28 protein-coding genes are annotated in these 26,382 nt (G+C 34.9%); 8 read left to right on the forward strand and 20 right to left on the reverse strand.

Features of this window, described 5'->3' with window-relative positions:
* Positions 1–26: 26 nt before the first annotated feature.
* Positions 27–1,028 (forward strand): tetraacyldisaccharide 4'-kinase, encoded by a 1,002-nt coding sequence (lpxK, locus tag CSC80_RS12850; protein ID WP_099192381.1) that lies wholly within the window; start codon positions 27–29, stop codon positions 1,026–1,028.
* On the opposite strand, the gene CSC80_RS12855 is transcribed toward lpxK, so the two are convergent.
* The 9 genes from CSC80_RS12855 to CSC80_RS12895 all read right to left on the reverse strand — a co-directional run bounded on the left by CSC80_RS12855 (position 1,009) and on the right by CSC80_RS12895 (position 9,923).
* A complete protein-coding gene (locus CSC80_RS12855) occupies positions 1,009–3,228 on the reverse strand; it encodes a response regulator (RefSeq protein ID WP_099192383.1) in 2,220 nt (739 codons plus the stop codon). The genes lpxK and CSC80_RS12855 overlap by 20 nt on opposite strands.
* Positions 3,225–4,235 (reverse strand): type I glyceraldehyde-3-phosphate dehydrogenase, encoded by a 1,011-nt coding sequence (gene gap, locus CSC80_RS12860; protein ID WP_099192385.1) that lies wholly within the window; start codon positions 4,233–4,235, stop codon positions 3,225–3,227. The genes CSC80_RS12855 and gap overlap by 4 nt, the downstream gene beginning before the upstream one ends.
* Positions 4,236–4,335: 100 nt before the next feature.
* Complete coding sequence (lipA, locus tag CSC80_RS12865) at positions 4,336–5,211, reverse strand: lipoyl synthase (protein WP_099192387.1); 876 nt, start codon at positions 5,209–5,211, stop codon at positions 4,336–4,338.
* A 101-nt stretch (positions 5,212–5,312) separates the two neighbouring features.
* Positions 5,313–5,873 (reverse strand): sigma-70 family RNA polymerase sigma factor, encoded by a 561-nt coding sequence (locus CSC80_RS12870; protein WP_058105948.1) that lies wholly within the window; start codon positions 5,871–5,873, stop codon positions 5,313–5,315.
* Between the two features lie 42 nt (positions 5,874–5,915).
* Positions 5,916–6,119, reverse strand: a complete 204-nt coding sequence (locus CSC80_RS12875) for a hypothetical protein (protein ID WP_058105949.1) — start codon at positions 6,117–6,119, stop codon at positions 5,916–5,918.
* A 74-nt stretch (positions 6,120–6,193) separates the two neighbouring features.
* Entirely contained in the window at positions 6,194–6,952 is a 759-nt protein-coding gene (locus tag CSC80_RS12880; RefSeq protein WP_058105950.1) for an anti-sigma factor, read from the reverse strand.
* Positions 6,949–7,512 carry a sigma-70 family RNA polymerase sigma factor gene (locus tag CSC80_RS12885; RefSeq protein ID WP_058105951.1) on the reverse strand — a complete coding sequence of 188 codons (564 nt, stop codon included), beginning with the start codon at positions 7,510–7,512 and terminating at the stop codon, positions 6,949–6,951. The genes CSC80_RS12880 and CSC80_RS12885 overlap by 4 nt, the downstream gene beginning before the upstream one ends.
* 204 nt (positions 7,513–7,716) lie before the next feature.
* The gene (gene murB, locus CSC80_RS12890; protein WP_099192389.1) at positions 7,717–8,733 is read right to left on the reverse strand and encodes a UDP-N-acetylmuramate dehydrogenase; all 1,017 of its coding nucleotides are present in this window, start codon (positions 8,731–8,733) and stop codon (positions 7,717–7,719) included.
* On the reverse strand, positions 8,733–9,923 hold the full coding sequence (locus tag CSC80_RS12895; protein WP_099192391.1) for a pyridoxal phosphate-dependent aminotransferase: 1,191 nt from the start codon (positions 9,921–9,923) through the stop codon (positions 8,733–8,735). The genes murB and CSC80_RS12895 overlap by 1 nt, the downstream gene beginning before the upstream one ends.
* A 146-nt stretch (positions 9,924–10,069) precedes the next feature.
* On the opposite strand from CSC80_RS12895, the gene CSC80_RS12900 reads away from it, so the two are divergent.
* Positions 10,070–11,407, forward strand: coding sequence for an aspartyl protease family protein (locus CSC80_RS12900; protein ID WP_099192393.1), 1,338 nt, complete (start codon positions 10,070–10,072; stop codon positions 11,405–11,407).
* A gap of 54 nt (positions 11,408–11,461) precedes the next feature.
* Here the strand turns inward: CSC80_RS12900 and CSC80_RS12905 are convergent, their stop codons facing one another.
* On the reverse strand, positions 11,462–11,854 hold the full coding sequence (locus CSC80_RS12905) for a DUF1573 domain-containing protein (RefSeq protein WP_082643031.1): 393 nt from the start codon (positions 11,852–11,854) through the stop codon (positions 11,462–11,464).
* 193 nt (positions 11,855–12,047) lie between these two features.
* Here CSC80_RS12905 and CSC80_RS12910 point away from each other — a divergent pair, with 193 nt between their 5' ends.
* The 4 genes from CSC80_RS12910 (at position 12,048) to CSC80_RS12920 (ending at position 16,840) form a co-directional block, all read left to right on the forward strand.
* On the forward strand, positions 12,048–14,678 hold the full coding sequence (locus CSC80_RS12910; protein ID WP_099192395.1) for a valine--tRNA ligase: 2,631 nt from the start codon (positions 12,048–12,050) through the stop codon (positions 14,676–14,678).
* 123 nt (positions 14,679–14,801) lie between these two features.
* Positions 14,802–15,686, forward strand: a complete 885-nt coding sequence (locus CSC80_RS12915; RefSeq protein ID WP_099192397.1) for a dienelactone hydrolase family protein — start codon at positions 14,802–14,804, stop codon at positions 15,684–15,686.
* Between the two features lie 139 nt (positions 15,687–15,825).
* The gene (locus CSC80_RS19345; protein ID WP_027067903.1) at positions 15,826–15,993 is read left to right on the forward strand and encodes a lmo0937 family membrane protein; all 168 of its coding nucleotides are present in this window, start codon (positions 15,826–15,828) and stop codon (positions 15,991–15,993) included.
* 82 nt (positions 15,994–16,075) lie between these two features.
* Positions 16,076–16,840 carry a creatininase family protein gene (locus tag CSC80_RS12920; protein WP_201796638.1) on the forward strand — a complete coding sequence of 255 codons (765 nt, stop codon included), beginning with the start codon at positions 16,076–16,078 and terminating at the stop codon, positions 16,838–16,840.
* On the opposite strand, the gene CSC80_RS12925 is transcribed toward CSC80_RS12920, so the two are convergent.
* From CSC80_RS12925 to rsfS, 7 genes are all read right to left on the reverse strand, one after another.
* Positions 16,834–17,307: a doxx family protein gene (locus tag CSC80_RS12925; protein WP_099192399.1), complete on the reverse strand. Its 474-nt coding sequence runs from the start codon at positions 17,305–17,307 to the stop codon at positions 16,834–16,836. The two genes, CSC80_RS12920 and CSC80_RS12925, sit on opposite strands and share 7 nt — an antisense overlap.
* Positions 17,308–17,386: 79 nt before the next feature.
* A complete protein-coding gene (locus tag CSC80_RS12930) occupies positions 17,387–17,653 on the reverse strand; it encodes an acyl-CoA-binding protein (protein ID WP_099192401.1) in 267 nt (88 codons plus the stop codon).
* Positions 17,628–18,311, reverse strand: a complete 684-nt coding sequence (locus CSC80_RS12935) for a phosphatidylserine decarboxylase family protein (RefSeq protein WP_058105959.1) — start codon at positions 18,309–18,311, stop codon at positions 17,628–17,630. Before CSC80_RS12935 ends, CSC80_RS12930 begins: the two co-directional genes overlap by 26 nt.
* Positions 18,301–19,104, reverse strand: coding sequence for a phosphatidate cytidylyltransferase (locus CSC80_RS12940; RefSeq protein ID WP_058105960.1), 804 nt, complete (start codon positions 19,102–19,104; stop codon positions 18,301–18,303). Before CSC80_RS12940 ends, CSC80_RS12935 begins: the two co-directional genes overlap by 11 nt.
* Before the next feature lies 1 nt (position 19,105).
* The gene (locus CSC80_RS12945; protein ID WP_099192403.1) at positions 19,106–19,717 is read right to left on the reverse strand and encodes an LUD domain-containing protein; all 612 of its coding nucleotides are present in this window, start codon (positions 19,715–19,717) and stop codon (positions 19,106–19,108) included.
* A 41-nt stretch (positions 19,718–19,758) separates the two neighbouring features.
* A complete protein-coding gene (ftsH, locus tag CSC80_RS12950; protein WP_058105962.1) occupies positions 19,759–21,762 on the reverse strand; it encodes an ATP-dependent zinc metalloprotease FtsH in 2,004 nt (667 codons plus the stop codon).
* Positions 21,763–21,771: 9 nt separating this feature from the next.
* On the reverse strand, positions 21,772–22,149 hold the full coding sequence (rsfS, locus tag CSC80_RS12955; RefSeq protein WP_058105963.1) for a ribosome silencing factor: 378 nt from the start codon (positions 22,147–22,149) through the stop codon (positions 21,772–21,774).
* A 93-nt stretch (positions 22,150–22,242) separates the two neighbouring features.
* Between rsfS and CSC80_RS12960 the strand changes: the two genes are divergently transcribed.
* A complete protein-coding gene (locus tag CSC80_RS12960; protein WP_099192405.1) occupies positions 22,243–22,974 on the forward strand; it encodes a biotin--[acetyl-CoA-carboxylase] ligase in 732 nt (243 codons plus the stop codon).
* On the opposite strand, the gene CSC80_RS12965 is transcribed toward CSC80_RS12960, so the two are convergent.
* Together CSC80_RS12965 and pyrE are read right to left on the reverse strand one after the other, a co-directional pair.
* A complete protein-coding gene (locus tag CSC80_RS12965) occupies positions 22,971–23,363 on the reverse strand; it encodes an orotate phosphoribosyltransferase (RefSeq protein WP_071340078.1) in 393 nt (130 codons plus the stop codon). The two genes, CSC80_RS12960 and CSC80_RS12965, sit on opposite strands and share 4 nt — an antisense overlap.
* 3 nt (positions 23,364–23,366) lie before the next feature.
* On the reverse strand, positions 23,367–24,011 hold the full coding sequence (pyrE, locus tag CSC80_RS12970) for an orotate phosphoribosyltransferase (protein ID WP_058105966.1): 645 nt from the start codon (positions 24,009–24,011) through the stop codon (positions 23,367–23,369).
* Positions 24,012–24,018: 7 nt separating this feature from the next.
* Between pyrE and CSC80_RS12975 the strand changes: the two genes are divergently transcribed.
* Positions 24,019–24,609 carry an NUDIX domain-containing protein gene (locus tag CSC80_RS12975; RefSeq protein WP_058106014.1) on the forward strand — a complete coding sequence of 197 codons (591 nt, stop codon included), beginning with the start codon at positions 24,019–24,021 and terminating at the stop codon, positions 24,607–24,609.
* A gap of 2 nt (positions 24,610–24,611) precedes the next feature.
* On the opposite strand, the gene CSC80_RS12980 is transcribed toward CSC80_RS12975, so the two are convergent.
* Positions 24,612–26,354, reverse strand: coding sequence for a M14 family metallopeptidase (locus CSC80_RS12980; protein WP_099192407.1), 1,743 nt, complete (start codon positions 26,352–26,354; stop codon positions 24,612–24,614).
* Positions 26,355–26,382: the final 28 nt, after the last annotated feature.

Genomic DNA, 26,382 nt, shown 5'->3' on the forward strand with positions numbered 1-26,382 from the left:
AGATAAATTATTATAATTTCGTTCTAATGCAGCTAATACGAAAACTTCTTTTTCCCATATCACTCCTATACGGATTGATTGTTTTTTTTAGAAATCGGTTATACGACATGGGTGTTTTTTCTTCTAAAACGTTTGCTGCAAAAACAATCTCTGTAGGTAATTTAAGCGTTGGCGGTACTGGTAAAACACCTATGATAGAATTACTGGTACGTGAATTAGGTGAAAGTTTTAGAGTTGCTATATTAAGCAGGGGGTATAAGAGAAAAACGAAGGGATTTTTACTTGCCGGTAATCATACCAGTGTAGAAGAGTTAGGTGATGAACCGTTTCAATTAAAAAAGAAATTTCCAAAAGTTGCGGTCGCAGTTGATGCAGATAGAAGAAATGGAATAAACCAATTAATGACAGATATTGATCCCGATGTTATTTTATTGGATGATGCTTTTCAGCACAGAAAGGTAAAACCTGGTTTTTCAATATTGTTAACGGCTTATGATAATTTGTATGTCAATGACTGGTATTTACCTACAGGTGATTTAAGGGATTTTAAAGGAGAGGCAAACCGGGCAGACATTATAGTAATAACCAAATGCCCTTCAGATTTATCCAATTCCGATAAATCAACAATACTTTTACAACTTGCTCCCAAACACTACCAAAAAGTATTTTTTAGTTATTTGGATTATAATAGAGATTTAAAGGGTGTTGAAATGCCACTTGAAAGCTTAAAAACTAAAAACGTGACTTTGGTAACGGGTATAGCCAACCCGACTCCTTTGGAGATGTTTTTGAAATCATCCGGTATTACCTTTGAGCATTTGAAATTCAACGATCATCACTTTTTTACCGATGTTGAAATAGAGGATTTAAAAAAGAAGGAAACGATTCTTACTACTGAAAAGGATTACGTAAGGCTAAAGTCAAAAATTCCAAACCTACATTATATTGAAGTGAAACATGAGTTTCTATACGATGGGAAAGAAGCTTTGAGGCAGGAATTACTGCAGTTTATGACAAAGAATTCTTAGGCTTTTTGTCAAAAATATTTTCACCTATTTTTTGGTAGAAAATCTCTGGCTTAAATGGTTTTGTAACAACATCATTACATCCGGCAGCATAAAAACTTTCTAAACTATCATCTAAAGAAATTGCGGTTAAGGCAATAATAGGAGTGTCTTGATTGAACTTTCTAATTTCTATGGTAGCTTCTTCACCACTAATACCTGGCATGTGTATATCCATTAAAATGGCATCATATACATTTTCTTTGGCAAGATCAACCGCTTCATGACCGTTATTGGCAATATCACTGGTCATATCTCTTTTGGTCAACATTTTTTTGGTAATGACCTGGTTGATTTTGTTATCCTCAACAATCAATAAATGAAGACCTTTAAAGTCATAGTCTTTAGGAGCAATTTCAAAAGCAACATCCTCGGCAAGATCATCAATACTCTTCATTTTAATCTCAAAGAAGAATGAGCTTCCTTCTCCTAAATTACTTTCTAGTTCAATTTGACTATTGAAAAGACCCAAAAGACTTTTTACAATGGTTAAGCCAAGTCCCGTTCCGCCATATTCCCTGTTTATTTGAATGGACCCTTGCTCAAAACCTTCAAAAATACTTTTCTGTTTTTCTTTTGATATGCCTATTCCATTATCTTTCACTTCAAAATAAATGGTGACATCATCTTGATCCTTGTTCAGAAGCTTAGAAATCACCCTAACTTCACCTCCCTTGGTGAATTTGATCGAATTACCGATCAGGTTCATGAATATCTGCGATAACTTTAATGGGTCACTAAGTAAATGGCTAGGTATTTTAGGGTCATATTCTAAAATAAGGTTGGTATTGTTAGATTTGGCACTTTGTCCTAGTGAATTAATTACTTCGTTAATTACCTTTTTTAGATTGAACTCCATATTCAAGGGTTCAAGCTTATTGGCGTCAATTTTATTGATATGTAAAATATCATTAATGAAATTAAGTAAATAATCACCCGAAAATTTTAAAGCTTTTAAATGTTCTTTTTGGTGCTCTTCAGGGTTTTCTTCAAGTAATAAATGGGTGAGACCAGTAACAGCATAAAGTGGAGTTCTTAATTCATGACTTACTGTTGAGAGAAAGTTGGTCTTAGCTTCCATAGCTTGTACTGCACCGTCTCTTGCTATTTGTAGTTCTTTGTTTTTAGTCTGTAAAAGATCGTTGGTCTTTAATTTTATTTGATTGTTTCTATAAAGTGTAACAGCCAATAATGATATGATAATTAAAAAAGCGGATGTTAAAATAGCCGTTAGTTCAGATCTGTTCTGAGATTCCGTCAGTTCTTCAATTTTCTTTTCTTGACGGGCAATCTCTTCAGTTTTATAATTATCCCTTATTTTATCTGCAGTTTTTGCTTCTATTTTATTCTTTTCAACATTGAAAATGGAGTCCTTCAATTGAACTAAATTTTGACTGTTTACCAATGATTTTTGGTATAGTCCTAATTTTTCATAAACCGAGGTTAAGAGAATATTTGCATCTTTAATGTCTTCTAGAAAACCATTATGTTTAGCAACTTCCAAGGCATTCTCGCCATTTTTGGCTGCTTCAGAAAAATTTTCCTGGATTAGATTTAGTTCGGCAAGGGTAAGATATGCTTGACTTGTTAAATATTCTTTTTCAAACAAGTCTGTATTGACCAAAAGTGAATTCAAATTTTTAGAGGCACTATCGTATTTTTCAAGACTTAAATAAACCTTTGCTTCTGTCAACAATAGATTATTGTAAAAATTACGATCGTTATTTAGCTGCTTGGCTTCGTTGAGCATAAATAGGGATTGAAAGTTTCTATTACTTCTATGTAGTAATATAGCTTCAATATACTTGTGCATGCCATCACCGTATGGGTAAGAAATATCTTTTAATAATACGCTGGCACGATCCCAATAGAATTCTGTGTCACCTTCTTTGTCAATTCTTAAATATAAAAGTGCCAGTTCATGAAGACTATCAATTAAACCTTTAATGTCTTCACGTTTTTCTGCTTCATTGGCAGCTGTGTTCAACGTTTCTAGAGCAAGGTCTATTTTGTCTTGATTTTTGAACTTTCGTGCTTGATCAAAATAAGGTTGAATATCTTTTTGGGAAATAGGGTCTTGGGAAAATACGACAGTAGTAGTCGCCAAAATTATAATGGGGACTAATAAAACTTTAATTACTTTATTTAAAAATAAAATTTTCAAATATACTTTTTAAAACTAATGAAGTTAATTAAATCTATAATTCTACTACTATAACCTGTTTCATTATCATACCAACCAATGATCTTAACCATTTTACCTATGACAGAGGTCATTAAAGAATCAAACGTACAAGAATAGCAACTATTGTTTATATCTATAGAAACTATTGGGTCGCTGGTATAGTGAACAATATTTTTAAACTGGTTTTTAGCCGCTTTTTCAAAAGTAGCGTTTATTTCATCAATGCTCGTTTCCCTCTTTACATTAAGGGTAATGTCTGTTAATGAGCCGTTTGGAACAGGTACTCTAATACCGCAACCCCCAATAGTATCCGCTAGTTCAGGGAATATTTTGGTCAATGCTTTTGCAGCACCTGTAGTTGTTGGCACTATAGATTGTGACGCTGCACGGGCCCTTCTTAAATCTCTGTGAGGTTGATCGTGCAAACTTTGATCGGTAGTGTAGGAATGTATGGTGGTAATATATGCTTGCTCTATACCGCAAAGATCATTGATTACCTTGATCATTGGTGCAGCATTATTGGTAGTACAAGATGCGTTAGAAATAATATCATCTGTTGCCGTCAATGAATTTTCATTGATACCAAAAACAATCATTTTAATATCATCTTCGGTTGGCGGTACAGATAGAATTACTTTTTTAGCTCCGTTTTTAATATGGAAAGCAAGGGTTTCCCGATCCTTAAATTTTCCAGAACATTCTACCACTAAGTCAGTATTGGTTAACGCCCAATTTATTTTTGATGGATGAGATTCGTTGTGTAAAATTATGCGACCATCATTGACGATAATATGATTTTCATCACATGAAATATTAAGCGCCGAGGTACCATGAATACTATCATATTTTAGTAAATGTGAAAGTGTTCTGGCATCTGCCAAATCATTTATTGCTACAACATTTAAGTTAGGATGTTCTTGCAAAAGGCGAAATAGGGTTCTACCTATTCTTCCGAAACCATTAATGCCAATATTTAATTTCTGCATTGGTTATCGTAAATTTTTATACTTGTGAAATCGGAAGTTTAATGGAAACCATGGGTTAACAAATAAACTTTGAAAATCTAGGAGCGGTTTAAAAAATAAATTAAAGAATGTGTTTATGTGCTTTGTAAGATGATCTTACCAAAGCGCCACTTTCTACATGTCTAAAGCCCATTTCTAGACCTATATCCTCATATTTTTTAAACTGTTCAGGGGTAATAAACTCTTTTACAGGAAGGTGTTTTTTAGAGGGTTGTAGATATTGCCCAATAGTTACAACATCAACGTCTGCCTTTCGTAAATCTGCCAAAGTTGTTATAACTTCATCTTCATGCTCGCCTAAACCTAGCATAATACCAGACTTGGTTCTATTGATACCTTGTTTTTTTAGATAATTAAGAGCTTCAAGACTACGTTCGTATTTTGCTTGTATACGTACTTTCCTGGTCAGCCTTTTAACGGTCTCCATATTGTGCGATACCACCTCAGGGGCAACAGCAACAATTCTATCCAAATGCTTTTCTATTCCTTGAAAATCAGGAATTAAAGTTTCTAAAGTAGTTGTAGGGTTCATTCTTCTTATGGCCTTAACGGTTTCTGCCCAAATAATAGAGCCCATATCTTTAAGGTCATCTCTGTCTACAGAGGTAATTACAGCATGTTTGATTCCCATTATTTTAATGGACCTAGCTACTTTTTCCGGTTCTGCCCAATCTACGTTTTCAGGTCTACCTGTCTTAACACCGCAAAAGCCACATGATCTTGTACAAACATTACCCAAAATCATAAAGGTAGCCGTACCTTCTCCCCAGCATTCTCCCATATTAGGGCAACTACCACTGGTGCAAATGGTATGAAGATCATACTTATCAACTAAGCCTCTAAGCTGGGTATATTTTTTACCGGTAGGTAATTTAACCCGTAGCCATTTTGGTTTGCCTTTTGGTGGAGCAACATTTTCTTTTACAACTGTTGACATGCGATAATTTTAATACAAATATACGAACTATAAAAATGAGGATAAAGTAGAATTGTATTCTACACAAATGAAGGTGAAAAAATTACGTAATAACCAATATGTTATTTTTTTCTTGCTTCAATAATTTCTGAAAGTAGCTTTTTTGCCCTTAGTAACTTAACCTTTACACTATTAATAGGTTCATTTAATTGAGTTGCTATATCGGCATAGCTCAACTCATTAAAATATCTTAAGTTGATTACCGCTTGATAATGAGGTTTCAATTTTTTGATATCCCTTAGTAAATCGGCTAAATTCTGTTCTTGAATAAGTTGATCTTCCATAGAAGGGGTGGCATCTAAAGCTGAAGTTATGGCCTCTGTGTTGCTATGGGAGTCTAACAAACTCTTTTTTCGCTTTCTCACCAGATCAATATGTATATTCTTTGAAATGGTTATCAACCATGTCTTAAAAACATAAGCATCATTATAGGTGTGAATTTTATCGAACGCTTTTGAGAAGGTCTGTATGGTAATGTCTTCAGAGTCGTTCTCATTTTCGGTACGTTTTAGTTGAAATCCATACACATCGTTCCAAAACATATCCAATAAACGGCTGAACGCAATTTGATTGCCTTGTTTAGCTTTAAGAATTGTTTCTTCTAATTTGTCTGTGTTATTCAAATACCGATATTGTAAACTCCTTGTTTTAAGAAGTAAGTGTACTTATTCTGAGATTAAATCTTTTTTACAATCTTGTTCATCTGGCATTTTGCCACACATACCACAAGCTTGCCCATCTTGATTTAGAAACGGACTTTGGCTGGCACATGTACCTGCAAACTTACCATCTTTTTTAGACCATATTTTAATAGCTATTCCTGCAAAAGCCAATGCTAATAACCCAATGGTCAATAATACTAGTTTCATATGCTGAATTTTATACAAAGATAAAAAATAAAGCCCCAAATATGGGGCTTTAAGAATACTTTATGTGAGTTGACCTAGTAAGCTATGTTGGCAACTATATTTTCTACGGTCGGTGCTTGGTTGTTACCTTTTTGTTCTATGGTAATGTAACCAACGGCATTTTCTGCGTATGGCAGTGCAAGCAACTTTTGTTGGTCTCCTGCTTCCTCTATAATACCCAGATTGATCATTTTGCCATTAACCTCTGCCCACATTTGAAAACACTGGCTTTCTGGAATATTAGGTAATTTGCTAACATTAATATAAGATAGTTTTTTAACAGGATTAATGTATGCCACAGCTTTAAGCTCCTTTGCTTTTTGATTGCCTTTTACGTTATACTTTTTAGTCTGTGGATTGTTAAGTACAATAAATTGGTTGCGCACGTCTTCCAATTGCTCTTTCATATTCTCCTCTAACAATTTTATTTTATTGCTAACAACGCTGTTCTCTTCTTGTAAACTCTGGTTCTGATTCCAGAAGAAAGTTGAAATGCCAATAAATAGTATAGCGGTAATACTAGCTGCAATAGCATAGCTGTAAAATCTTTTTCTGCCTTTACGTTCAGCTTTAATTCTTGCGTTAATTTTATCCTTAAGTCCTTGTGGGGCTTCAATGGCGTGTAACTTAGCAAAAATCTCAAGGTTTTCCTGTAGCTCTGCATAGGTTTCCCTAACTTCAGGGTACATGGCAATGTAGCGCTCCACTTGTAAGCTTTCTAACTCTGTAGTGGTTCCTAAAAGATATTTTTCCAACAAATCTGAATCGAGGAAAATTTTTATTTTGTCTTTCATAATACAATATTTAATATCATGGCTATTACGGCAGGACCATAGATTTTGCCTAATTCGCGCAATCCTATCTTTAATCTAGATTTAATGGTTCCCAATGGTATATCCAACTCATCACTTGCTTCTTGTTGGGTCATGCCTTGAAAGAAAAGAGCTTCTAGTACAATTTGATATTTTTCTTCAATTTTGTCTAGATGTTCTTTTACATCCATTAATTCTGGTCTTGTGCTTTCAACACCTAAAGTATATACGTCTGAAACATCTATTTGGATTTCTTTATCACTTTTTGTGTTTACACTTCTTAATTTATCTATTGCAGTGTTACGTGTAATTCTAAAAAGCCAAGTAAAAAGTTTTGCTTTTTTAGGGTCGTATGAATCTGCTTTCTTCCAAATTTTCACAAACGATTCTTGAACCACGTCTTGCGCAAGTTCTGGATCCCGTACTACTTTATTGGCAACACCCAATAGGGTATCAGCATAGTTATCGTACAAAAGGGAAATCGCTTTTTCGTTTCGCTCTTGTAATAATTCAACAATATGATTTTCTAATAGAGTGCTCATAATTTAAAAAGATGTACATATTTTTTTATAATGGACATCCAAATGCTAAGATTGAACCGTATATGCTTAAACGCTAAATTATAAAATTGATTGTTAAAGTGGCGTTTTCTAAAAATATATATTGAATAAGTGGTCAGCTGGTAACTGCCCACTTTGTTTTTGGTTGGTTTGGTTTGGTAATAACCCCTGTAAATTTTACAGGGGTTATTTTATTAGATTAACCTCTGGACTTATTTCAATTTCAAACTTTCTTTTGACCTCTTCAATAATTTTTGCTGCAAGATCTAGAATGTCTTTACCTGTGGCATTATCATAATTGACCAGTACCAACGCTTGATTTTTATGTACGCCGGCATCGCCAAAACGTTTTCCTTTAAAGCCACATTGTTCTATTAACCAGCCTGCAGGAATTTTATAATAGTCCTCTGATACTTTGTAAAAAGGTGCCTCTGGATATGTTGTGCTGAACTGGGTGAAAATTTTTTTTGTGACAATCGGATTTTTAAAAAAACTACCACTATTTCCTAATTCTTTTGGGTCTGGCAACTTACTTTGGCGAATTGCTATTACGGCATTGGAAATATCTTTTATTGTAGGATTTGAAATAGACTCCTTAAGCAATTGATTTTCTATAGCACCGTAACCAGAATTTATGTTATGATTCTTTTTTGTAAAGGAGAAAGTTACCGATGTAATTACGTACTTGTCTTTGCCTTCATTTTTAAAGAACGAATCTCTATAGCCAAATTGACATTCCTCCTTAGAAAGAGTTACCAATTGTTGATCGTCTATTCTAACAGCTTCACAACTTACAAAACAATCTTTTAATTCTACCCCATAGGCGCCAATGTTCTGGATAGGAGCCGTACCGGTATTACCAGGAATTAAAGACATATTTTCCAATCCGCCAAAATCATGGTCAATTGCCCACATTACCATATTGTGCCAATTTTCTCCGGCCATTACTTTGACGGTCACATTATTGTCATCTTGTGAAACTATCTGCTTGCCCTTTAAATTAACGTGTATAAAAAGAGCATCAATATAGTCTGTAAGCAACATGTTACTACCACCACCAATAAGAATTTTTCTTGGATACGCGTTATTCTCTAAAATATCCTGTAATTCTTCAATAGTGGTTACTTCCACAAAGTATCTAGCCGTGGCATCAATACCAAAAGTATTGTAGTTCTTTAAAGAAAAGTGGTCATAAATGATCATTAACCCTTGTAATTTTTAAGTGCTTCGCTTAAAATGTGTACTGCGCGTTTTAGACTTTCTTTATCCAGAACGTAAGCAATTCTAATTTGTTTTTTACCCAGACCTTCTGTAGCGTAAAATCCAGCTGCAGGTGCTACCATGACAGTTTCGTTATTTAAGCTAAAGTCTTCTAATAGCCATTGCGCAAAATGGTCGGCATCTTCAATAGGCAATTCGGCAATACAATAAAACGCACCTTGAGGTTTCGCAATCTTAATGCCTTCTATTTTTTCAAGTTCAGTAATAAGAAGATTTCTTCGGGCAACGTATTCTTCTTTAACTTCGGCAAAATAACTATCAGGAGTGTCCAAAGCTGCCTCGCTAGCAATTTGTGCGTAGGTTGGGGGTGATAATCGCGCTTGTGCAAATTTGAGAGCCGTTGCAATAAAGTCTTTGTTTTTAGAAACTAAATAACCAATTCTAGCTCCGCACATACTATATCTTTTTGAAACGGAATCAATGACAATGGCGTGTTCTTCTAAGCCTTTTTCCTTTAAAATTGAAGTGTGTGTCTTGTTGTCATATGTAAACTCTCGGTAAACTTCATCGGCAACCAAGAATATATTATGCTTTTTAACCAGTGTTGCTAATTTTTGTATTTCTTCTTTGCTATATAGATATCCCGTAGGGTTACCTGGGTTGCAAATTAAAATAGCCTTGGTTCTTGAGGTAATCAATTTCTCGAATTCCTCGATTGGAGGAAGGGCAAAATTATCTTCAAGCTTAGAAACGACAGGAACCACAGTTACGCCACAGGCAGTTGCAAAGCCATTGTAATTTGCATAAAAAGGTTCTGGAATTATAATTTCATCGTCAGTATCTGCAATGGTATTCATGGCAAAGGACAAAGCTTCAGATCCACCAGTGGTCACTATAATTTCATTGGCATTTACCGGAATATCATTTTTAATATAATATTGGGCAATTTTGCTTCTAAATTCTTCAGAACCTTCGGTACGGCTATATTCCAAGACATTAATGTTGTTGTTCTTTACGGCATCTAATGCTTGTTGAGGAGTCTTTATGTCCGGTTGTCCAATATTTAAATGAATGACTTTAATCCCCTTCTTTTTAGCGCCTTCAGCGAAAGGAACTAGTTTTCTAATGGGTGATTGGGGCATGGTAAGCCCTTTATTTGAGACAGATGGCATATAATTATATTTTACGCAAAAGTGATAAATGATAATGGTACTTACAATTAAATTGTATTTTATTTAAACTTCTATGTGCTGTTAAATATAGCGATCGTATTAAAAATTTACGTATCTTAAAAAGGCTTAACTAATTCATATAGATTATGTTACGTAGATGTATCTTTTTTTTGATTCTCCTTGCTGGTTGTGCGGGTTCATCTGTAAATGCACAAACATACCAACTGCCAAAGGGCAAGAAGTTTCAAAAGGTAAAATTTCAGCTCATTAATAATCTTATGATTATTCCTGTAGAGGTGAACGGAACTGAATTGTCTTTTGTGTTAGATTCTGGTGTGGGCACGCCCATTTTGTTCAATTTGGCGGATCAAGATTCCATTCAGTTGAATAATGTTACTGAGATTACCATTAACGGTTTGGGGGAAGGTGATCCCATTAACGCATTAAAGTCTACTAATAATAGGGTGGAACTGGGTGGTGTAAAGAACCTTTATCAAAATATTTATGTAGTGATGGATGCGGGAATTAATTTTTCTCCAAGTCTAGGTATTCCTGTGCATGGTATTATTGGGTATGATTTATTTAGGGATTTTGTTGTGGATGTCAATTATATCAAAAAGACCATTAAGTTTTATGATCCAGCGCTTTACACATATAAAACGTCTAAGCATACTAGGGTAGTGGACATGTCGGTAATTAGAAGAAAAGCATATTTAGATGCTCATGTGATGGTCAATAAAACCGATGAAATTCCTGTTAAATTATTGTTGGATACGGGTAGTAGTGATGCGGTTTGGTTGTTTGAAGATGAGAGAATTCAACTTCCAAAAAAACACTATCAGGATTTTCTTGGCAAAGGTTTGGCAGGAGATATTTTTGGAAAGAGGACCAAAATAAATCATTTAAAGATTTCTGATTTTATTTTAAGCGATGCCAAGGCAGCATTTCCTGATATGGAAACATTTAATACTATTGCTGATTTTGGTGGTAGAAATGGTAGTCTTGGCGGGGAGATTATAAAGCGTTTTCATGTGGTGTTTGATTATGCTAATGAAAAACTCATACTAACCAAGAATTCAAACTTTGGTAAGCTATTTCAATATAATATTAGTGGTATTGATCTTCAACATGCCGGTATGCGGTATGTTTCAGAAAGAATTACCGATGCTAACGGTGTTGTAAATAGTAATGCAAAATCTTATGGAGATGTTCAAATCTTGCTTCAAGGAGCTACAAGGTTGAGTTTGGTGCCAGAGATAATTGTATCGGGAATTCGTCAAGGGAGTCCGGCACATTCAGCAGGCTTGCGTGAGGGTGATGTAATTTTGGCTGTAAATGGTAAGCGTATTCATAGATACAAATTACAAGAGATCATGCACATGCTTAATGTAAAAAAAGATAAAAGGATAAAGGTTTTGGTAGAGCGTTATGACAATGATTTGTTGTTCAGCTTTGAGTTAAAACCCCTTTTTGATGATCAATAAGACAAAAAAAAGCCCAACTTTTCAGTTGGGCTTTTAATTTTACATCAGTAATTTTTATTTGGTACCGGTAGAAGCTTTTACTTCTCCTTTGATCTTTAAAACTTTTGTTGGTGTATCTGCGTTAGATATTACCGTAATCGCTTTACGAATAGGTCCAACTCTGTTAGTATCATACTTAACTTGAATTTCACCTGTTTTACCTGGTAAAATTGGGTCTTCCGGTTTTTTTGGAATTGTACATCCACAGCTAGAACTTACTTTACTTACAATAAGCGGAGCAGTACCGGTGTTGGTAAATTCAAAAACTCTAACTCCGTCAGAACCTTTTGCTATTTCACCATAATCAACCGTTTCTGACTTAAACTCTATTTTGGCCGCAGTGTCTTGAGCGGTCAAGCTAAATCCTAGTAAGCCTACAAATAATACAAGTACTATTTTTTTCATCATTTTTAATTTTGGGTGGATTTCAAAATTAAATCTTTTCAGATCAACCTCAAAATCCTTTTGTTATACTCTAACGTTACTTATTTTTGTTTCGTATTTAATTTTAGGTAAAATTTAGCTGAAATGACCGTTAGAATGTCAGTTCGGCTTTATTTTTAATAACCACATATTTATTTATTCAAAAACTGTTCCAAATATGGAAATTCCTTCAAAATATAATCCGCAGTCCACAGAATCTCAATGGTATGAGTATTGGATGAAAAACGGATATTTTCATTCGGTTCCCGATGATAGGGAACCTTATAGTATTGTAATACCACCACCAAACGTAACCGGTATTCTTCATATGGGGCATATGCTGAACAATACTATACAAGATGTATTGATCAGAAGAGCTCGTTTATTAGGTAAAAATGCATGCTGGGTACCTGGTACGGATCACGCATCTATTGCTACAGAGGCAAAAGTGGTGGCTAAACTAAAAGAACAAGGTATCAATAAAAATGACCTGACAAGGGAAGAGTTTTTGAAACATGCTTGGGACTGGACACACCAGTATGGGGGTATCATACTAGAGCAGTTAAAGAAATTGGGCTGTTCTTGTGATTGGGACCGTACAGCGTTCACTATGGATCAAGAAAGATATGATAGTGTTATAAAAGTGTTCATAGACCTTTATAATAAAGGATTGATTTATCGCGGTTATCGAATGGTAAATTGGGATCCAGAGGCGCAAACAACCTTGTCTGATGAAGAAGTGGTGTATGAAGAAAAACAAGGTTTGTTGTACTATTTGTCATATGACATAGAAGGTTCAGATGAAAAAGTGACCATTGCTACCACAAGACCAGAAACTATTTTGGGTGATACAGCTATATGTATTAACCCTAACGATGAGCGCTTTACCCATTTAAAAGGTAAAAACGTTATTGTGCCTATTTGTAATAGGGTAATACCTATTATAGAAGATGAGTACGTTGATGTAGAGTTCGGTACCGGTTGTTTAAAGGTGACACCTGCGCATGACATAAATGACAAAGCGCTAGGCGAAAAGCATAACTTGGAGACTATAGATATCTTTAATGATGATGCCACCTTAAATAGTTTTGGTATGCATTACGAGGGTAAAGATCGTTTTGTAGTTAGAAAAGAAATCTCAAAAGAATTGGAGGAAAAGGGTATTTTGGTAAAAACCGAAACCCATATCAATAAGGTAGGTACCTCAGAAAGAACCAAAGCTGTCATAGAACCTAAACTGTCTGATCAGTGGTTTTTAAAAATGGAAGATTTGGCAAAACCCGCTTTAGAAGCAGTGTTGGAAAGTGGAGATGTAAAACTGCATCCAAAGAAATTTGAAAATACATATCGCCATTGGATGGAGAACGTTCGTGATTGGAACATCTCTAGACAATTGTGGTGGGGACAACAGATACCGGCGTTCTATTTTGGCGACGGTCAAGAAGATTTTGTGGTTGCCGCTAATTTAAAGGAGGCATTAGAACTGGCAAAGGAGAAATCTGGCAATTCAGATTTGCAGGAAAGTGATTTAAGGCAAGATGCCGATGTGCTAGATACTTGGTTTTCATCTTGGTTATGGCCAATGAGTGTATTCGGAGGCATTATGGATCCGGATAATGAAGAGGTGAATTATTACTATCCTACCAACGATTTGGTTACGGGTCCGGATATTCTATTCTTTTGGGTAGCTAGAATGATAGTTGCCGGGTATGAGTTTAGAGGTAAGAAACCTTTTGAGAATGTTTATTTCACAGGCTTGGTAAGGGATAAGCAACGTCGCAAGATGTCTAAATCTTTAGGGAACTCGCCAGATGCATTAAAATTAATTGAAGATTATGGAGCGGATGGCGTACGTGTTGGTTTATTGTTAAGTTCGGCGGCAGGTAACGATTTAATGTTCGATGAAGATCTGTGTCAGCAAGGAAAAAACTTTGCCAATAAAATTTGGAACGGTTTCCGATTGGTTAAAGGTTGGGAGGTTGCAGATATACCACAGCCCGAAGCATCAAAACTTGGTTTAGAGTGGTACGAGTCTAAATTGAACAAGACCTTGGTAGAGATTGAGGATCACTTTAGCAAGTTCCGTATTTCCGATGCTTTAATGTCAATTTATAAATTGGTTTGGGATGATTATAGTTCTTCTTTATTGGAGATTATTAAACCTGCATACCAACAACCTATTGATAAAATTACTTTTGATAAGGTAATTCAGCTATTTGAGCAGAACTTGAAATTGTTACATCCGTTCATGCCATTTTTGACCGAGGAGGTGTGGCAGCATATTTCAAAAAGGAGCGAGAGCGAAGCATTGGTGATTGCAAAGTGGCCAACAATAGGTAAAATAGATGAACAATTATTGGAAGAGTTCGATTTTGCCGCTGAGGTTATTGCCGGGATTAGAACTATAAGAAAGAATAAGAATATTCCTATGAAAGAAGCATTGGAATTATCTGTTTTGAATACTGAAAAGGTGAGTGATCGTTTTGATGTTGTCATATCAAAACTTACCAATGTTTCTGATATTGCTTATACAGAAGAGCAGTTAGAAGGTGCATTGACATTTAGGGTAAAGAGTAACGAATACTTTGTACCTATGGAAGGTGCTATAGATATTGAGGCTGAAATTGTGAAAATCAATGAAGAGTTGAAATATACCAAAGGATTCTTACAGTCTGTTCAGAAGAAATTATCTAATGAGCGTTTTGTCAATAATGCCCCTGAAAAGGTAATAGCAATTGAGCGTCAAAAATTAGCTGATGCCGAGGCTAAAATTGAAACTTTAGAAAAGAGTTTAGCAAGTTTAGGCTAATATTCTTTAATAAATAACAAAGCCTCATTCCTATTTTTGGGAGTGAGGCTTTTTCTATTGTTAAAATCATGGACGCACTCAAGTGCTTTTTGTAATTTTAAATAGAACCAAAAAGCTTTGAAAATGAAATCATTAAGAAAAGAGGATATTAAACAAGAAGTGTTCGACCTTTACGATGCCTATGCGCATAATAAATTAGAACGGCGAGACTTTGTGCAAAAACTATCAATGTATGCAGTAGGTGGTATTACTGTACCTTCGTTAATGAGTTTTTTAATGCCAGATTACGAAACTACGTTATTGGTTGATAAAAACAATCCTGATCTTGATTCTGGTTTTATTACCTATGATTCGCCAAAAGGCGGTGGAGAGATTAAGGCATTACTATCAAAACCAAAATCAGCTGACGTAAAGTTACCGGGTATAGTGGTGGTACATGAAAATAGAGGTTTGAATCCGTATATTGAGGATACGGCAAGAAGAGCTGCTCTAGCGGGTTTTATCACGATTGCCCCAGATGCTTTGAGTCCGTTAGGTGGTTATCCGGGAAATGATGATGAGGGTAGGGAGATGCAACGGAAAAGAGACAGAAATGAAATGCTTGAGGATTTTATTGCAGCATTTAATTATTTAAAGAATCATGAAGGGTGTACAGGCAAGATAGGGGTTGTAGGTTTTTGTTTCGGTGGATGGATCTCTAATATGATGGCAGTGAAAGTGCCGGAATTGGCAGCTGCGGTTCCATTTTATGGTGGTCAACCTACGGAAGGAATAGAAGATATAAACGCTCCTTTATTACTGCAATACGCAGGTTTGGACGAACGCGTAAATGCCGGATGGCCTGAATATGAAAAAAAGCTTAATGAGCTGGGTAAAGATAATACAGCCTATTTCTATCCGAATGTTAATCATGGTTTTCATAATACGTCAACTCCAAGATATGACGAACCGGCAGCGGAACTGGCATGGTCGCGAACCATTGATTTTTTTAAGGAAAATTTAATGTAAGTGGTTGGTTTTAAATGTTTATAGTGAAGTGCGTTGATGGTATGGCTCTGATTTAGAGCTAGTAATCAATTGGTTTGAGTTAAGGGTGCAGGGGGAATCCTTTTAAATTTACCATATAAACAATCTAAAAACACACATTATGAGAAGTCTATTATGGTTAGTAGCAGTTATTTGTATAATTATATGGTTATTAGGAATGCTAGGAATTGTTCCTGGACTTGCAACCGGTAGTTTAGTACATATTTTATTGGTGATTGCAGTTATTGTAATCTTATACAACATTATATCTGGTAAAAAAGTCCTGTAAGTACATAACATTAAGTAAATAATATACAGACCCTTGAATTTATTCAAGGGTTTTTTTATGCGTATATAGTATCTTTAATGCTATGATACGACCATATATACTAGCAGAAACAAACTGGAATCATTTAAAGGATGAAAATATAGAACTGGCGGTATTACCGTGGGGTGCAACAGAAGCACATAATTATCATCTGCCATATGGCACAGATAACTACCAAGCTGAAAATATGGTTGAAGCTGCGGGTAAGATCGCATGGGAAAAGGGTAAAAAAGTAATTATTTTACCCACCATACCTTACGGTGTCAATACAGGGCAAAAGGATATTTATTTAGATATGAATTTAAATCCGTCTACCCAACTGGCAATATTGAAAGACTTGGTAAACGTATTAGATAGACAGGGAATTAGAAAACTATTATTATTTAATGGGCATGGTGGTAATAACTTTAAACCGATTGTTAGGGAACTGGGTTTAATGTTTCCAAAGATGTTCATCAGTTTCTGCTTTTTTCCACCAATGTTAGATAAATCTAAATATTTCAAGGAAAAAGGTGATCATGCAGATGAGATGGAGACTAGCCTAATGCTTTATTTAAGACCAGAACTGGTATTGGTGAAAGAATCATGGGGTAGTGGTAGTGCTAAAAAATTTAAGATTAAAGCTTATAATGAGGGTTGGGCTTGGGCAGAACGCCAATGGTCTAAAGTTAGTAGTGACACAGGGATAGGTAATCCAGAGTATGCAACTGCTGAAAAAGGGCAACGTTTTTTTAATGATGTATGTGAAAAATTAGAAGATCTTATCTGTTCTCTTTGTGATGCGGATTTAGAAGATTTATATCATTGATTTTTAATGGCAATCAATTGTTCTGACGGTGGTTCCGTGCTGTCAGTTTTTTCAAGATTGTTGTTTAAATCTATTTTTAAAGATAAAAGGGCACTCAAAATGATTATATTCTTAACTATATATTGCCCTGCCAAAGTAAAAACCAATTCACCTTTGCCAAAAATTTCTTCTGGTAATAAAAATAAAGGAGTAAATGTGAAAAGTATGTGAACTATAGCTATACTGATAAAAATTCTGGGTTTCCAGTTTGCAATGAGAAAGACACCTATTAAGGTTTCAACAACTGCTAATACAATTAAGCTTAAGGAGGAATGCAAAATTCCAAAAGTCAAAATTCCGATTGTATTGGTGGCTAAATCTTCGGCCGGACTTAGATTGGGTATAAATTTTATAAAGCCAAAAAATAGATAAACAAGTCCTATGGAGATTCTGAGAATGTTGAGTTTTAATTTTTCTAGTTGTTTCATTTGGCACGTGTCATATGTTTAAATAAAATTTTAAACTCTACTGCAACAACTATAAATTTAATTTAAATTTTACAAAAGGTCATTGTCCTGTCTTCAATTCTTTCGTAGCTAATTCAATATAAGCTTGCATAGCCTTTTTTTTGCTCATATTCTTGGCTTGAAAAAGGGCGTTTGCCTTAAATGCATTTATCAAGGGAGTTTTACTGCCTGGGTTTTCAAAATTAGCATTCGCTATTTTGTAATAGGCATAAAGTTTTAAAAGAACATCTGCAGGTATAGGTTCAGTATAGTTATTTACCAAATCAACCGTCTTCTCAAATTCAGTATGTAAGTTCGTCTTTTTCATTTGGGTCAATAAAAGTAGCAATACACGTGCCGGCGCCTTTAACTTTTTGGTTAAGTTTTACATTAATTTGGCAGTCTAGTGGTAAAAACAAATCTACTCTTGAGCCAAACTTGATAAAACCGGCATCGTCACCTTGCTGCACACTTTCACCTTCTTCAGCATAATTTACAATTCGCCTGGCCAATGCACCCGCAATTTGTCGGTAAAGAATTTCTCCGAATTTAGGTGTTTTTATGACTACCGTTGTTCTTTCGTTTTCTTCGCTTGATTTTGGGTGCCATGCTACTAGGTACTTACCTGGGTGATATTTTGAGAAAGTAATACTACCGCTTGCAGGGTATCTGGTAACATGTACGTTAACGGGAGACATGAAGATAGATACTTGCCTTCTCTTATCCTTAAAATATTCTTTCTCTTCTACTTCTTCAATAACTACAACCTTGCCATCTACAGGAGACAAAATTTCATTAAAATCTTTTTTGGCCAGTCTTTTAGGGTTTCTAAAAAACTGTAGTATGATTATCAAGATAATTAAGCCAAGTATTTGTACCGTTAGCTTCAGCCATGCTATATCAATAAAGAAATGGGCCAATAGTATACTAACCCCAACAAGTAAAAAAGAAAACAATATTATTTTTTGTCCCTCTCTATGAAACATAACTAAAAATATTTAAAGTTAAATATGCAAACGGTGCTGCAAAAACCAAACTATCCAAACGATCAAGCATACCACCATGACCTGGTAATATGGCTCCACTATCCTTAACGCCAGCTGTTCGTTTGAATTTAGATTCTATTAAATCTCCTAAACTACCCGCAACAACTATAACAGTAGCAAGTATCATCCATTGAATAGGACTAATTAGCTCCTCAAAAGTTGCCATAAGATAAGCTGCTGCCAGTGCAAATATAAAACCTCCTAAAGTACCTTCAATAGTTTTTTTAGGAGAAACTGATGGAAAAAGTTTAGTACGCCCAATACTTTTGCCTACTAAATATGCAAATGAATCATTTACCCATATCAATATAAAAATGCCCATGATCAATAATTTGGCAAATGCATCATTTTTGTAAGGTATCATAGTAAGAAAAATACATCCTCCACCAATATAGAACAATCCTACTATAAATTTTAATGGAGTGTTGAGTACTAAAGGTTTTTTTGTGAAAAGGTTGATCAATAGAAATATATCTACCACGATAGTAATTAACATAAGTATATTAATAACCTGTTGGTCTTTTACCAAATATATAAATGCCCACCAAAGCGCTAAGTATGCTGCAAATATGTGATATCCTTTAAGGCGAACCAATTTTTTATACTCGTAAAGACATGCTAGTCCAAAGGTCATAAATAGAAAATCGAACGCATCGGAGCTTAAAAATACTGCTGACAGCAATAAAATGATATATACAGCCCCAGTTAATGACCTTCGTAAAATTTCTTTCATACTATAAATCTTCCAGTAGTAAAAGATAAAGATTTTTAGTACTACTACCATACGTTAGAAAATCATCTGAATTTTCTGCGGTAGCTTTAAAGTGTTTTAAAGTGGTTATGTTGGCCGGTATTTTTTGGCCATACTTCTTTTTTATGGTCTTAAGACCTTCTCCAATAGATTCTACCAATTGACTTGTAGTCGCAAATACAACTACGTTACTTGGTAATTCATTAACCTTTTTTTCCAGTAATTGGTTAGAGCAAACTAAAATACTACCATTTTGTGCAATTAAATGCTCGCAGGTAGTAAAGAATACTTCGCTTTGTCTAGTATTGTCGGTAAAGGTAATAGGTTCTTTAGAAAATTTTTGGGCTAGCCTTTCATTGAGAACAAAGAAAGGCTCATTCTCCCAATTATTTTCAGTTACGATATTCTGTATGGCTCGTGAAACCTCATTGTCAGAATCGCAATAGATAAATTTACCTCCATTCTGTTTAAAATGAATAGTAAATTTTTCATCAACAGGTATATTTAAATCGGGCATATGGTCACCACGCGTTTCTGCTGTTTCTTTCGAAACTTTCTTCTTGCCGCCACCAAATAAAATATCTAAAAACCCCATTTATACTATTGAACTAATTGCTTATCTAAAGTACTGCAATTTTACTTATTTTCAGTAATTTCTTGCTGCTCTGTAGAATTATTATCCTCTTCTTCTTTAAGTTTCTTTTCGTTTTCTAACGCTAAAATATCTTTTTCAAAATTTCGCTTACCAAAGATTTTTTCCAAATCTTCCTTAAAGATAACCTCTTTCTCCAACAATCGTTCTGCTAAAGTGGTTAGTTTATCTTTATTGTCCGTTAAAACTTTAATGGCACGTTGATACTGTTCTTCAATAATTTTTGAAATTTCGGCATCTATTTTACGAGCGGTGTCTTCGCTATACGGTTTTGAGAATCCATAAGAATCTTGACCTGATGAATCATAATAAGTAATGTTTCCTATTTCATCATTAAGTCCGTAAATAGTAACCATTGCCCTAGCTTGTTTGGTTACTTTCTCCAGGTCACTCAAAGCGCCTGTGGAAATTTTGTTGAAAATCACCTTTTCAGCAGCTCTACCGCCCATAGTTGCACACATTTCATCAAGCATTTGTTCAGGCCTAACGATCAAGCGCTCTTCAGGTAAATACCAAGCTGCTCCTAAAGATTGTCCTCTTGGTACAATAGTAACTTTTACTAACGGTGCAGCGTGTTCTAGCATCCAACTTGTGGTTGCGTGACCAGCTTCGTGGTAAGCAATGGTTTCTTTTTCACCAGGTGTTATAATCTTATTTTTCTTTTCAAGACCGCCAACAATTCTATCTACAGCGTCTAGGAAATCTTGTTTGGTTACCGCTTTCTTTTCATTACGTGCAGCTATTAAAGCGGCTTCATTACATACATTGGCGATATCAGCACCTGAGAAACCAGGTGTTTGTCTTGCCAAGAAATCTAAATCTAAAGTCTCAGCAGTTTTAATAGGTCTTAAATGAACTTCAAAAATTTCCTTACGCTCACGAATATCCGGTAGGTCAACATAAATCTGTCTATCAAATCTACCAGCACGCATTAAAGCTTTATCCAATACATCTGCACGGTTGGTGGCAGCAAGTACTATTACATTGGTGTTAGTGCCAAAACCATCCATTTCGGTCAATAACTGGTTCAATGTATTTTCACGTTCATCATTAGATCCCGTGAAGTTATTTTTTCCTCTGGCTCTACCTATAGCATCAATTTCATCAATAAATATAATTGCTGGAGATTTGTCTTTAGCTTGCTTAAACAGGTCACGTACTCTAGATGCACCTACACCTACGAACATTTCAACGAAATCTGAACCGGATAAAGAGAAGAAAGGTACCTTAGCTTCACCTGCAACGGCTTTGGCCAAAAGTGTTTTACCTGTTCCTGGAGGTCCTACAAGTAATGCACCTTTTGGTATTTTACCACCTAATGATGTATACTTATCCGGATTTCTTAAGAATTCTACAATCTCTTCAACTTCTTCTTTTGCACCTTCTAAACCGGCAACGTCTTTAAAAGAAGTTCTTGTATCTGTCTTTTCGTCAAACAACTTCGCTTTAGATTTTCCGATATTGAAGATCTGTCCACCGGCACCGCCTCCGCCTCCGCCAGACATTCTACGCATTAGATAGATCCAAATACCAATAATCAATACAAATGGTAATAAGGATAAAAGGAAATCTAAAATGGCTGTAGATTCTTTTCCAAATTCAATAATGGTATCTAAGTTGTTCTCTTTTTTGATTTCAGTTATTTCATTTTGAAATATTTGAAGATCACCATAATCTAATGTATACTGAGGTACATTGCCAGATGATGGAAGAAAGGACTTCTCGTTTACATCTTTATGTACTTCTTTTGCGATGGCCTCATCGGTTAAAAAAACCTTAGCTTGATTTGTATTGGTGATGATCAATATCTTTTTTACATCGCCATTTCTCAAATACTGCTGTAATTCTGAAGTAGTCGTTTTTTGTGTGCTAGCTAGGTCATCACTATTGAACAGTTGAAATCCAATAAGTAATACTGCTACCAATCCGTAAATCCACCAAGAACTAAATTTTGGTTTTTTCGGATTTGTTTTGTTTTCTTTTGCCATTTTAATTTTTTATTGATTAACGCTACTTTCTATGGTCGTGAATTTTGCATCACCCCATAAACCTTCTATGTCATAAAATTCTCGAACTTGCTTTTGGAATACGTGGACTACTACGTTTACATAGTCCATCAATACCCATTCGGCATTGTCCTCGCCTTCTACGTGCCAGGGTTTATCTTGAATCGCTTTACTTACTGTTTTTTGGATAGAACCTACGATCGCATTTACATGCGTATTGGACGTACCGTTACAAACTATGAAGTAATCACAAACGGTGTTTTCAATTTCTCTTAAATCTAATAGATTTACATTTTGTCCTTTTACTTCGTCAACTCCTTGTATAATTAATGCAATTAACTCATCTGCGCTAGTTTTATTTTCCTGCATTCAAAAATTTTAATTTTTACAAAGTTATTATTTTTTTGTTCTTTTAGGTCTAGTTTTTAACAATACATTAAAGATTCACAATAAGAACTGTAAATGCAAATAATCAAACTTGATGCCACGCAATCTACAAATACCTATTTAAAAGATTTGTCATTTAAAAGGGAGTTAGATGATTTTACTGTCGTAACTACCAAAAATCAAACTTCAGGTAGGGGGCAGTTAAATGCGAAATGGGAATCTGAGCCTGGTAAGAATCTAGCATTCAGTATATTGAAAAAGAATTTGGATATTCCTATTCAACGAGTTTTTCTTGTAAGTGTTTGTGTTTCATTGGCTATAATAGAGAGCTTAAAAGATTTTGATATACCTGATTTAAGTATTAAATGGCCAAACGACATTCTGTCAGGTAATTACAAAATCGGCGGTATTTTAATCGAAAATATCATAACTGGTTCTAAAATAAAGCGGAGTATAATAGGTTTTGGTTTAAATGTAAACCAAAAATCATTTAAAAGCGCACCACATGCCTCTTCATTAAATGCGATAACCGGTACTGATTTTGATCTTGATGAAATTTATTATTCGCTGATAGAACATCTACATCAAAACATGATCAAACCTTTTCAATTAATGGAAAGTGAATTGTATGCACAGTATCATGCCCATTTATTTAAAAAAGGGCAAATGAGTACGTTCAAGATTCACGATGACATACAAATTACCGGTACAATTGAAAAAGTTTCTATTGACGGTAAATTGGTAGTGAAACTAGTAAATGGTGATTTTCAAGAATTTGGCTTAAAAGAAATACAGTTACTGTATTAGATTTTTGACAAATTTGTTGACAGCGTATTTATGAAATTGGTAATTGGTGATTTGATCATCATGGCCATCATGGCATTAAATTCACCTTTGAAGCTTAAAATAACTTCACTTTGCTGACCATCAACTTCTTGGATGTTTGCCGTTAAGGTGAATGGCAATTTATCACTGGCCGCACCTAAAATTATTTGTTCAAAAGGAGTTTGCTCTTTTTTTTCCAATACAATTTCGGGCATGCCTTTTAAGGCAAAAAGAAATCTATTTTCATTAAGTACTTCGAACTTATCAATGTTTTCTGGCATTAACTGTCTAAAATTAGATAGTTCGTTCAAAAAGTTAAAAGTATCTTCTTTACTTTTTGCTACTTGTGCCTTAGGCGTTTCTATAAACATATATTATTTATTTGTCCATTTAGAAGGGTCTTTCCTCCATTCCATTAAAGTTGCTAATTGCTCTTCTTTTACATAACCAGTGTCAGAAGCTTGTTCAATTAAATGAGCGTAATTGCTTAACGTGTGCAACTCTGTATTTTCTTCTTTAAAATTAGAATCGGCAGTTTCAAAACCATAGGTAAAAATAGCCAACATGCCTTTAACTTTGGCATCTATAGCTTTTAGTGCCTTAACGGCATTTAGGCTGCTTTTACCGGTACTGATCAAATCTTCGATCACAACCACCGTTTGGTGTGCTTCTAAATGACCTTCTATTTGATTTTGACGCCCGTGCGATTTAGGCTCAGGACGTACATATACGAATGGTAGGTTGAGTTTGTCCGCTACCAAAGCACCAATGCCAATTGCCCCGGTGGCAACCCCAACAATACAATCTGGCTTGCCATATAATTGTTCAACTTGCTTAGCCATTTCATCACGAATATAGTTTCGGATGATAGGGTAAGAAAGTAAAATCCTATTGTCGCAATATATAGGAGATTTCCAACCCGAAGCCCATGTAAAAGGATTTTCGGGTTTCAATTTTATTGCATTAATTTGCAAGAGAAGCTCTGCCGTTTTTTTTGCAGTGTTTTTGTCTAAAACCATGACGCAAATGTATAAAGTTTTTGTTAATGAATTGCCTTTGATTTTAACAAATAAACTCTCCGATACCACAAAGGGTGAGTATTTTTTGTTAAATAAGGAGTCTATTGAAGAGGCTATAAGTTCATTGAGGAAGGGGAAGTTGGAGGAAGCGTTCATATACCACCCAAACCACGATGAAATTTTAAAAAAGTTTACGCAAGAAATACCACTGGTTATTGCAGGAGGTGGTGTTGTGTACAATAAGGAAAGAAAAGTTCTTTTCATTTATAGAAATGATAAGTGGGATTTGCCAAAAGGAAAACTTGATAAAGGCGAAACAATTGAAGAGTGTGCCATACGTGAAGTAGAGGAAGAAACAGGGGTCAAAGGCCTCCGATTGGATAATTACTTGCGCACTACATATCATGTTTTTAGACGTAATGGTATTACCAAACTCAAACAAGTATTTTGGTACGAAATGAGTACCGATTATGAGGGTAAATTAAAACCTGAAAAAAAAGAAGGCATTTTTAAAGTTAGATGGAAAGGTCCTGAAAAAATTAAAAAAGCCTTGGAGAATTCTTATGTGAACATAAGAATTCTATTTGAAGAAGATTAAATTCAGTTAGTTATTCTATATATCGGATATTGCATGTAAGCCTCTTCATAGTGTTTACTATGTTTAAATAACCATTTTAGTTGTAGGTACCAGTTGTTCTTAAAATCTAAGTCTTCTATCTTTTTATTTTCAAATTCAGATTTTAGTATGGTATCATTGTTTAGCATCTCTAAAGCGGTGTCCTCAAAAACATAAGGAGAAAATCCTTCTTTTTGTTGTAGAATAGTATCAAAAAAGTTCCAGTTAAAAAATGAATCTACGGCACTAGGCTCCAACGTTTCAATAATATACCTAAGACCGGGTTGATCTACTGGTATTACAATATCACCAGCTTTAAATTCTTTAGTAATATTGGTCACGTTTACAGAAGTATTATAATGAGGATAATGACCTTCGTAAGGTGATGTATACGTACTGTAATCGTCAATTTGATATGATTCGACCAATATCGTGGAATCTTGTTTTAATTCAGTGTACGAAATTTTATTCAAGTCTAATCTTTTAATAACATTGTGCCACTGCTTTCCTAGTACGTATGCTTTTGGTATGCGTATGGAGTCATATGCCTTAAAATAATCTTGGTAAGTTATTTCAGTTTCTATAGGTACTTCTCGGTTATATTTTAGTCTGTTAAAACCAGTAATTTCGCTAGTTAATGTATCGGCCTTAAACCCTTTAAATATAAAATTTGAAACTTTAGTTGTATCTACTTGCCATTGAGTAGGGTAGTAATCATTCTGCTGAAAAGCGTTTTTTGCAGCATTTCTCATTTCTTTTATTTTGCTGCCATCTTTTTCTGCTATGGCAATCATGTTCAACATGAGTTGGTACGTTCCCGCTACACGTTGATCGTAGGGTTTTAGCATATGTGTCTCTACCATCATACCTACGGTATTCCATAGCGTGGTGTACCCCGTAGAGTACCTAGGGTTGTCCAGAAATTGCTGAAATCCATTTTCTGGCGGTGAGTTAAATACATTTACATAGGGCGTAATATCCCACCCGTTGTTCAATAAAGAGTCTTGTAGTTGGGGCATTAGATCATCATGAACATATTTACCCAATTTTCCTCCTAATTTATTGTGCTGGGTAAATAAATGGGTAAGGGTGTATTGATAGTCCGCACCGTTGCTAACATGGTTATCTATAAAAACATCTGGATCAATTAGATGAAAAATCTTGGTAAAGGTTTCTGTGTTTTTGGTATCCGTTTTTATAAAATCCCTATTAAGGTCATAGTTCTTGGCATTACCTCTAAAACCATATTCATCCGGGCCATTTTGGTTGGCACGTGTGGTACTGTTCCTATTAAGGGCGCCACCAACATTATAAACAGGTATGGTAGCAATAATGGTTTCTTTAGGCGTTTTAATTTCATTGCTTGCCAAATCTCTAAAAAGTAACATGGTAGCATCTATACCATCACTCTCCCCAGGATGAATACCGTTATTAATCAATAACATGGTATTGTTCATCGCTAATTTTTTGAAATCGAAATCACCTTTGCTACTAAATGTTACCACATGTAGCGGCTTGCCACTATCAGTAGTGCCAATGGTCTGTATGTTTATAGTTGAAAATTCTTTGGCAAGTTTTATGTAAAAATCTATTACCTGTTCATAGGTAGCCGTTTCGGTTTTATTGGAAGTTTCAAACGGTGTGGGAAAATCTGTTTTGGTATCTTCAATCTTATTCTCGCAAGAAATCAATGAAAAAAACAATAATAGAGGTAGGATCGCTTTCATGAACAATCAATTAAATTGGTTTAAAGGC

The organism is Maribacter sp. 6B07, from assembly GCF_002700155.1.
Lineage (GTDB): Bacteria > Bacteroidota > Bacteroidia > Flavobacteriales > Flavobacteriaceae > Maribacter > Maribacter dokdonensis.

What these genes read in the sequence shown, in the direction of transcription:
- lpxK (WP_099192381.1), top strand. Translation starts at nt 27, where the DNA reads ATGCAGCTAATACGAAAACTTCTTTTTCCCATATCACTCCTATACGGA.
- gap (WP_099192385.1), bottom strand. Translation starts at nt 4,235, where the DNA reads ATGCAGAAATTAAATATTGGCATTAATGGTTTCGGAAGAATAGGTAGA.
- lipA (WP_099192387.1), bottom strand. Translation starts at nt 5,211, where the DNA reads ATGTCAACAGTTGTAAAAGAAAATGTTGCTCCACCAAAAGGCAAACCA.
- CSC80_RS12875 (WP_058105949.1), bottom strand. Translation starts at nt 6,119, where the DNA reads ATGAAACTAGTATTATTGACCATTGGGTTATTAGCATTGGCTTTTGCA.
- CSC80_RS12880 (WP_058105950.1), bottom strand. Translation starts at nt 6,952, where the DNA reads ATGAAAGACAAAATAAAAATTTTCCTCGATTCAGATTTGTTGGAAAAA.
- CSC80_RS12885 (WP_058105951.1), bottom strand. Translation starts at nt 7,512, where the DNA reads ATGAGCACTCTATTAGAAAATCATATTGTTGAATTATTACAAGAGCGA.
- murB (WP_099192389.1), bottom strand. Translation starts at nt 8,733, where the DNA reads ATGATCATTTATGACCACTTTTCTTTAAAGAACTACAATACTTTTGGT.
- CSC80_RS12895 (WP_099192391.1), bottom strand. Translation starts at nt 9,923, where the DNA reads ATGCCATCTGTCTCAAATAAAGGGCTTACCATGCCCCAATCACCCATT.
- CSC80_RS12900 (WP_099192393.1), top strand. Translation starts at nt 10,070, where the DNA reads ATGTTACGTAGATGTATCTTTTTTTTGATTCTCCTTGCTGGTTGTGCG.
- CSC80_RS12905 (WP_082643031.1), bottom strand. Translation starts at nt 11,854, where the DNA reads ATGATGAAAAAAATAGTACTTGTATTATTTGTAGGCTTACTAGGATTT.
- CSC80_RS12910 (WP_099192395.1), top strand. Translation starts at nt 12,048, where the DNA reads ATGGAAATTCCTTCAAAATATAATCCGCAGTCCACAGAATCTCAATGG.
- CSC80_RS12915 (WP_099192397.1), top strand. Translation starts at nt 14,802, where the DNA reads ATGAAATCATTAAGAAAAGAGGATATTAAACAAGAAGTGTTCGACCTT.
- CSC80_RS19345 (WP_027067903.1), top strand. Translation starts at nt 15,826, where the DNA reads ATGAGAAGTCTATTATGGTTAGTAGCAGTTATTTGTATAATTATATGG.
- CSC80_RS12920 (WP_201796638.1), top strand. Translation starts at nt 16,076, where the DNA reads ATGATACGACCATATATACTAGCAGAAACAAACTGGAATCATTTAAAG.
- CSC80_RS12925 (WP_099192399.1), bottom strand. Translation starts at nt 17,307, where the DNA reads ATGAAACAACTAGAAAAATTAAAACTCAACATTCTCAGAATCTCCATA.
- CSC80_RS12930 (WP_099192401.1), bottom strand. Translation starts at nt 17,653, where the DNA reads ATGAAAAAGACGAACTTACATACTGAATTTGAGAAGACGGTTGATTTG.
- CSC80_RS12935 (WP_058105959.1), bottom strand. Translation starts at nt 18,311, where the DNA reads ATGTTTCATAGAGAGGGACAAAAAATAATATTGTTTTCTTTTTTACTT.
- CSC80_RS12940 (WP_058105960.1), bottom strand. Translation starts at nt 19,104, where the DNA reads ATGAAAGAAATTTTACGAAGGTCATTAACTGGGGCTGTATATATCATT.
- CSC80_RS12945 (WP_099192403.1), bottom strand. Translation starts at nt 19,717, where the DNA reads ATGGGGTTTTTAGATATTTTATTTGGTGGCGGCAAGAAGAAAGTTTCG.
- ftsH (WP_058105962.1), bottom strand. Translation starts at nt 21,762, where the DNA reads ATGGCAAAAGAAAACAAAACAAATCCGAAAAAACCAAAATTTAGTTCT.
- rsfS (WP_058105963.1), bottom strand. Translation starts at nt 22,149, where the DNA reads ATGCAGGAAAATAAAACTAGCGCAGATGAGTTAATTGCATTAATTATA.
- CSC80_RS12960 (WP_099192405.1), top strand. Translation starts at nt 22,243, where the DNA reads ATGCAAATAATCAAACTTGATGCCACGCAATCTACAAATACCTATTTA.
- CSC80_RS12965 (WP_071340078.1), bottom strand. Translation starts at nt 23,363, where the DNA reads ATGTTTATAGAAACGCCTAAGGCACAAGTAGCAAAAAGTAAAGAAGAT.
- pyrE (WP_058105966.1), bottom strand. Translation starts at nt 24,011, where the DNA reads ATGGTTTTAGACAAAAACACTGCAAAAAAAACGGCAGAGCTTCTCTTG.
- CSC80_RS12975 (WP_058106014.1), top strand. Translation starts at nt 24,019, where the DNA reads ATGTATAAAGTTTTTGTTAATGAATTGCCTTTGATTTTAACAAATAAA.
- CSC80_RS12980 (WP_099192407.1), bottom strand. Translation starts at nt 26,354, where the DNA reads ATGAAAGCGATCCTACCTCTATTATTGTTTTTTTCATTGATTTCTTGC.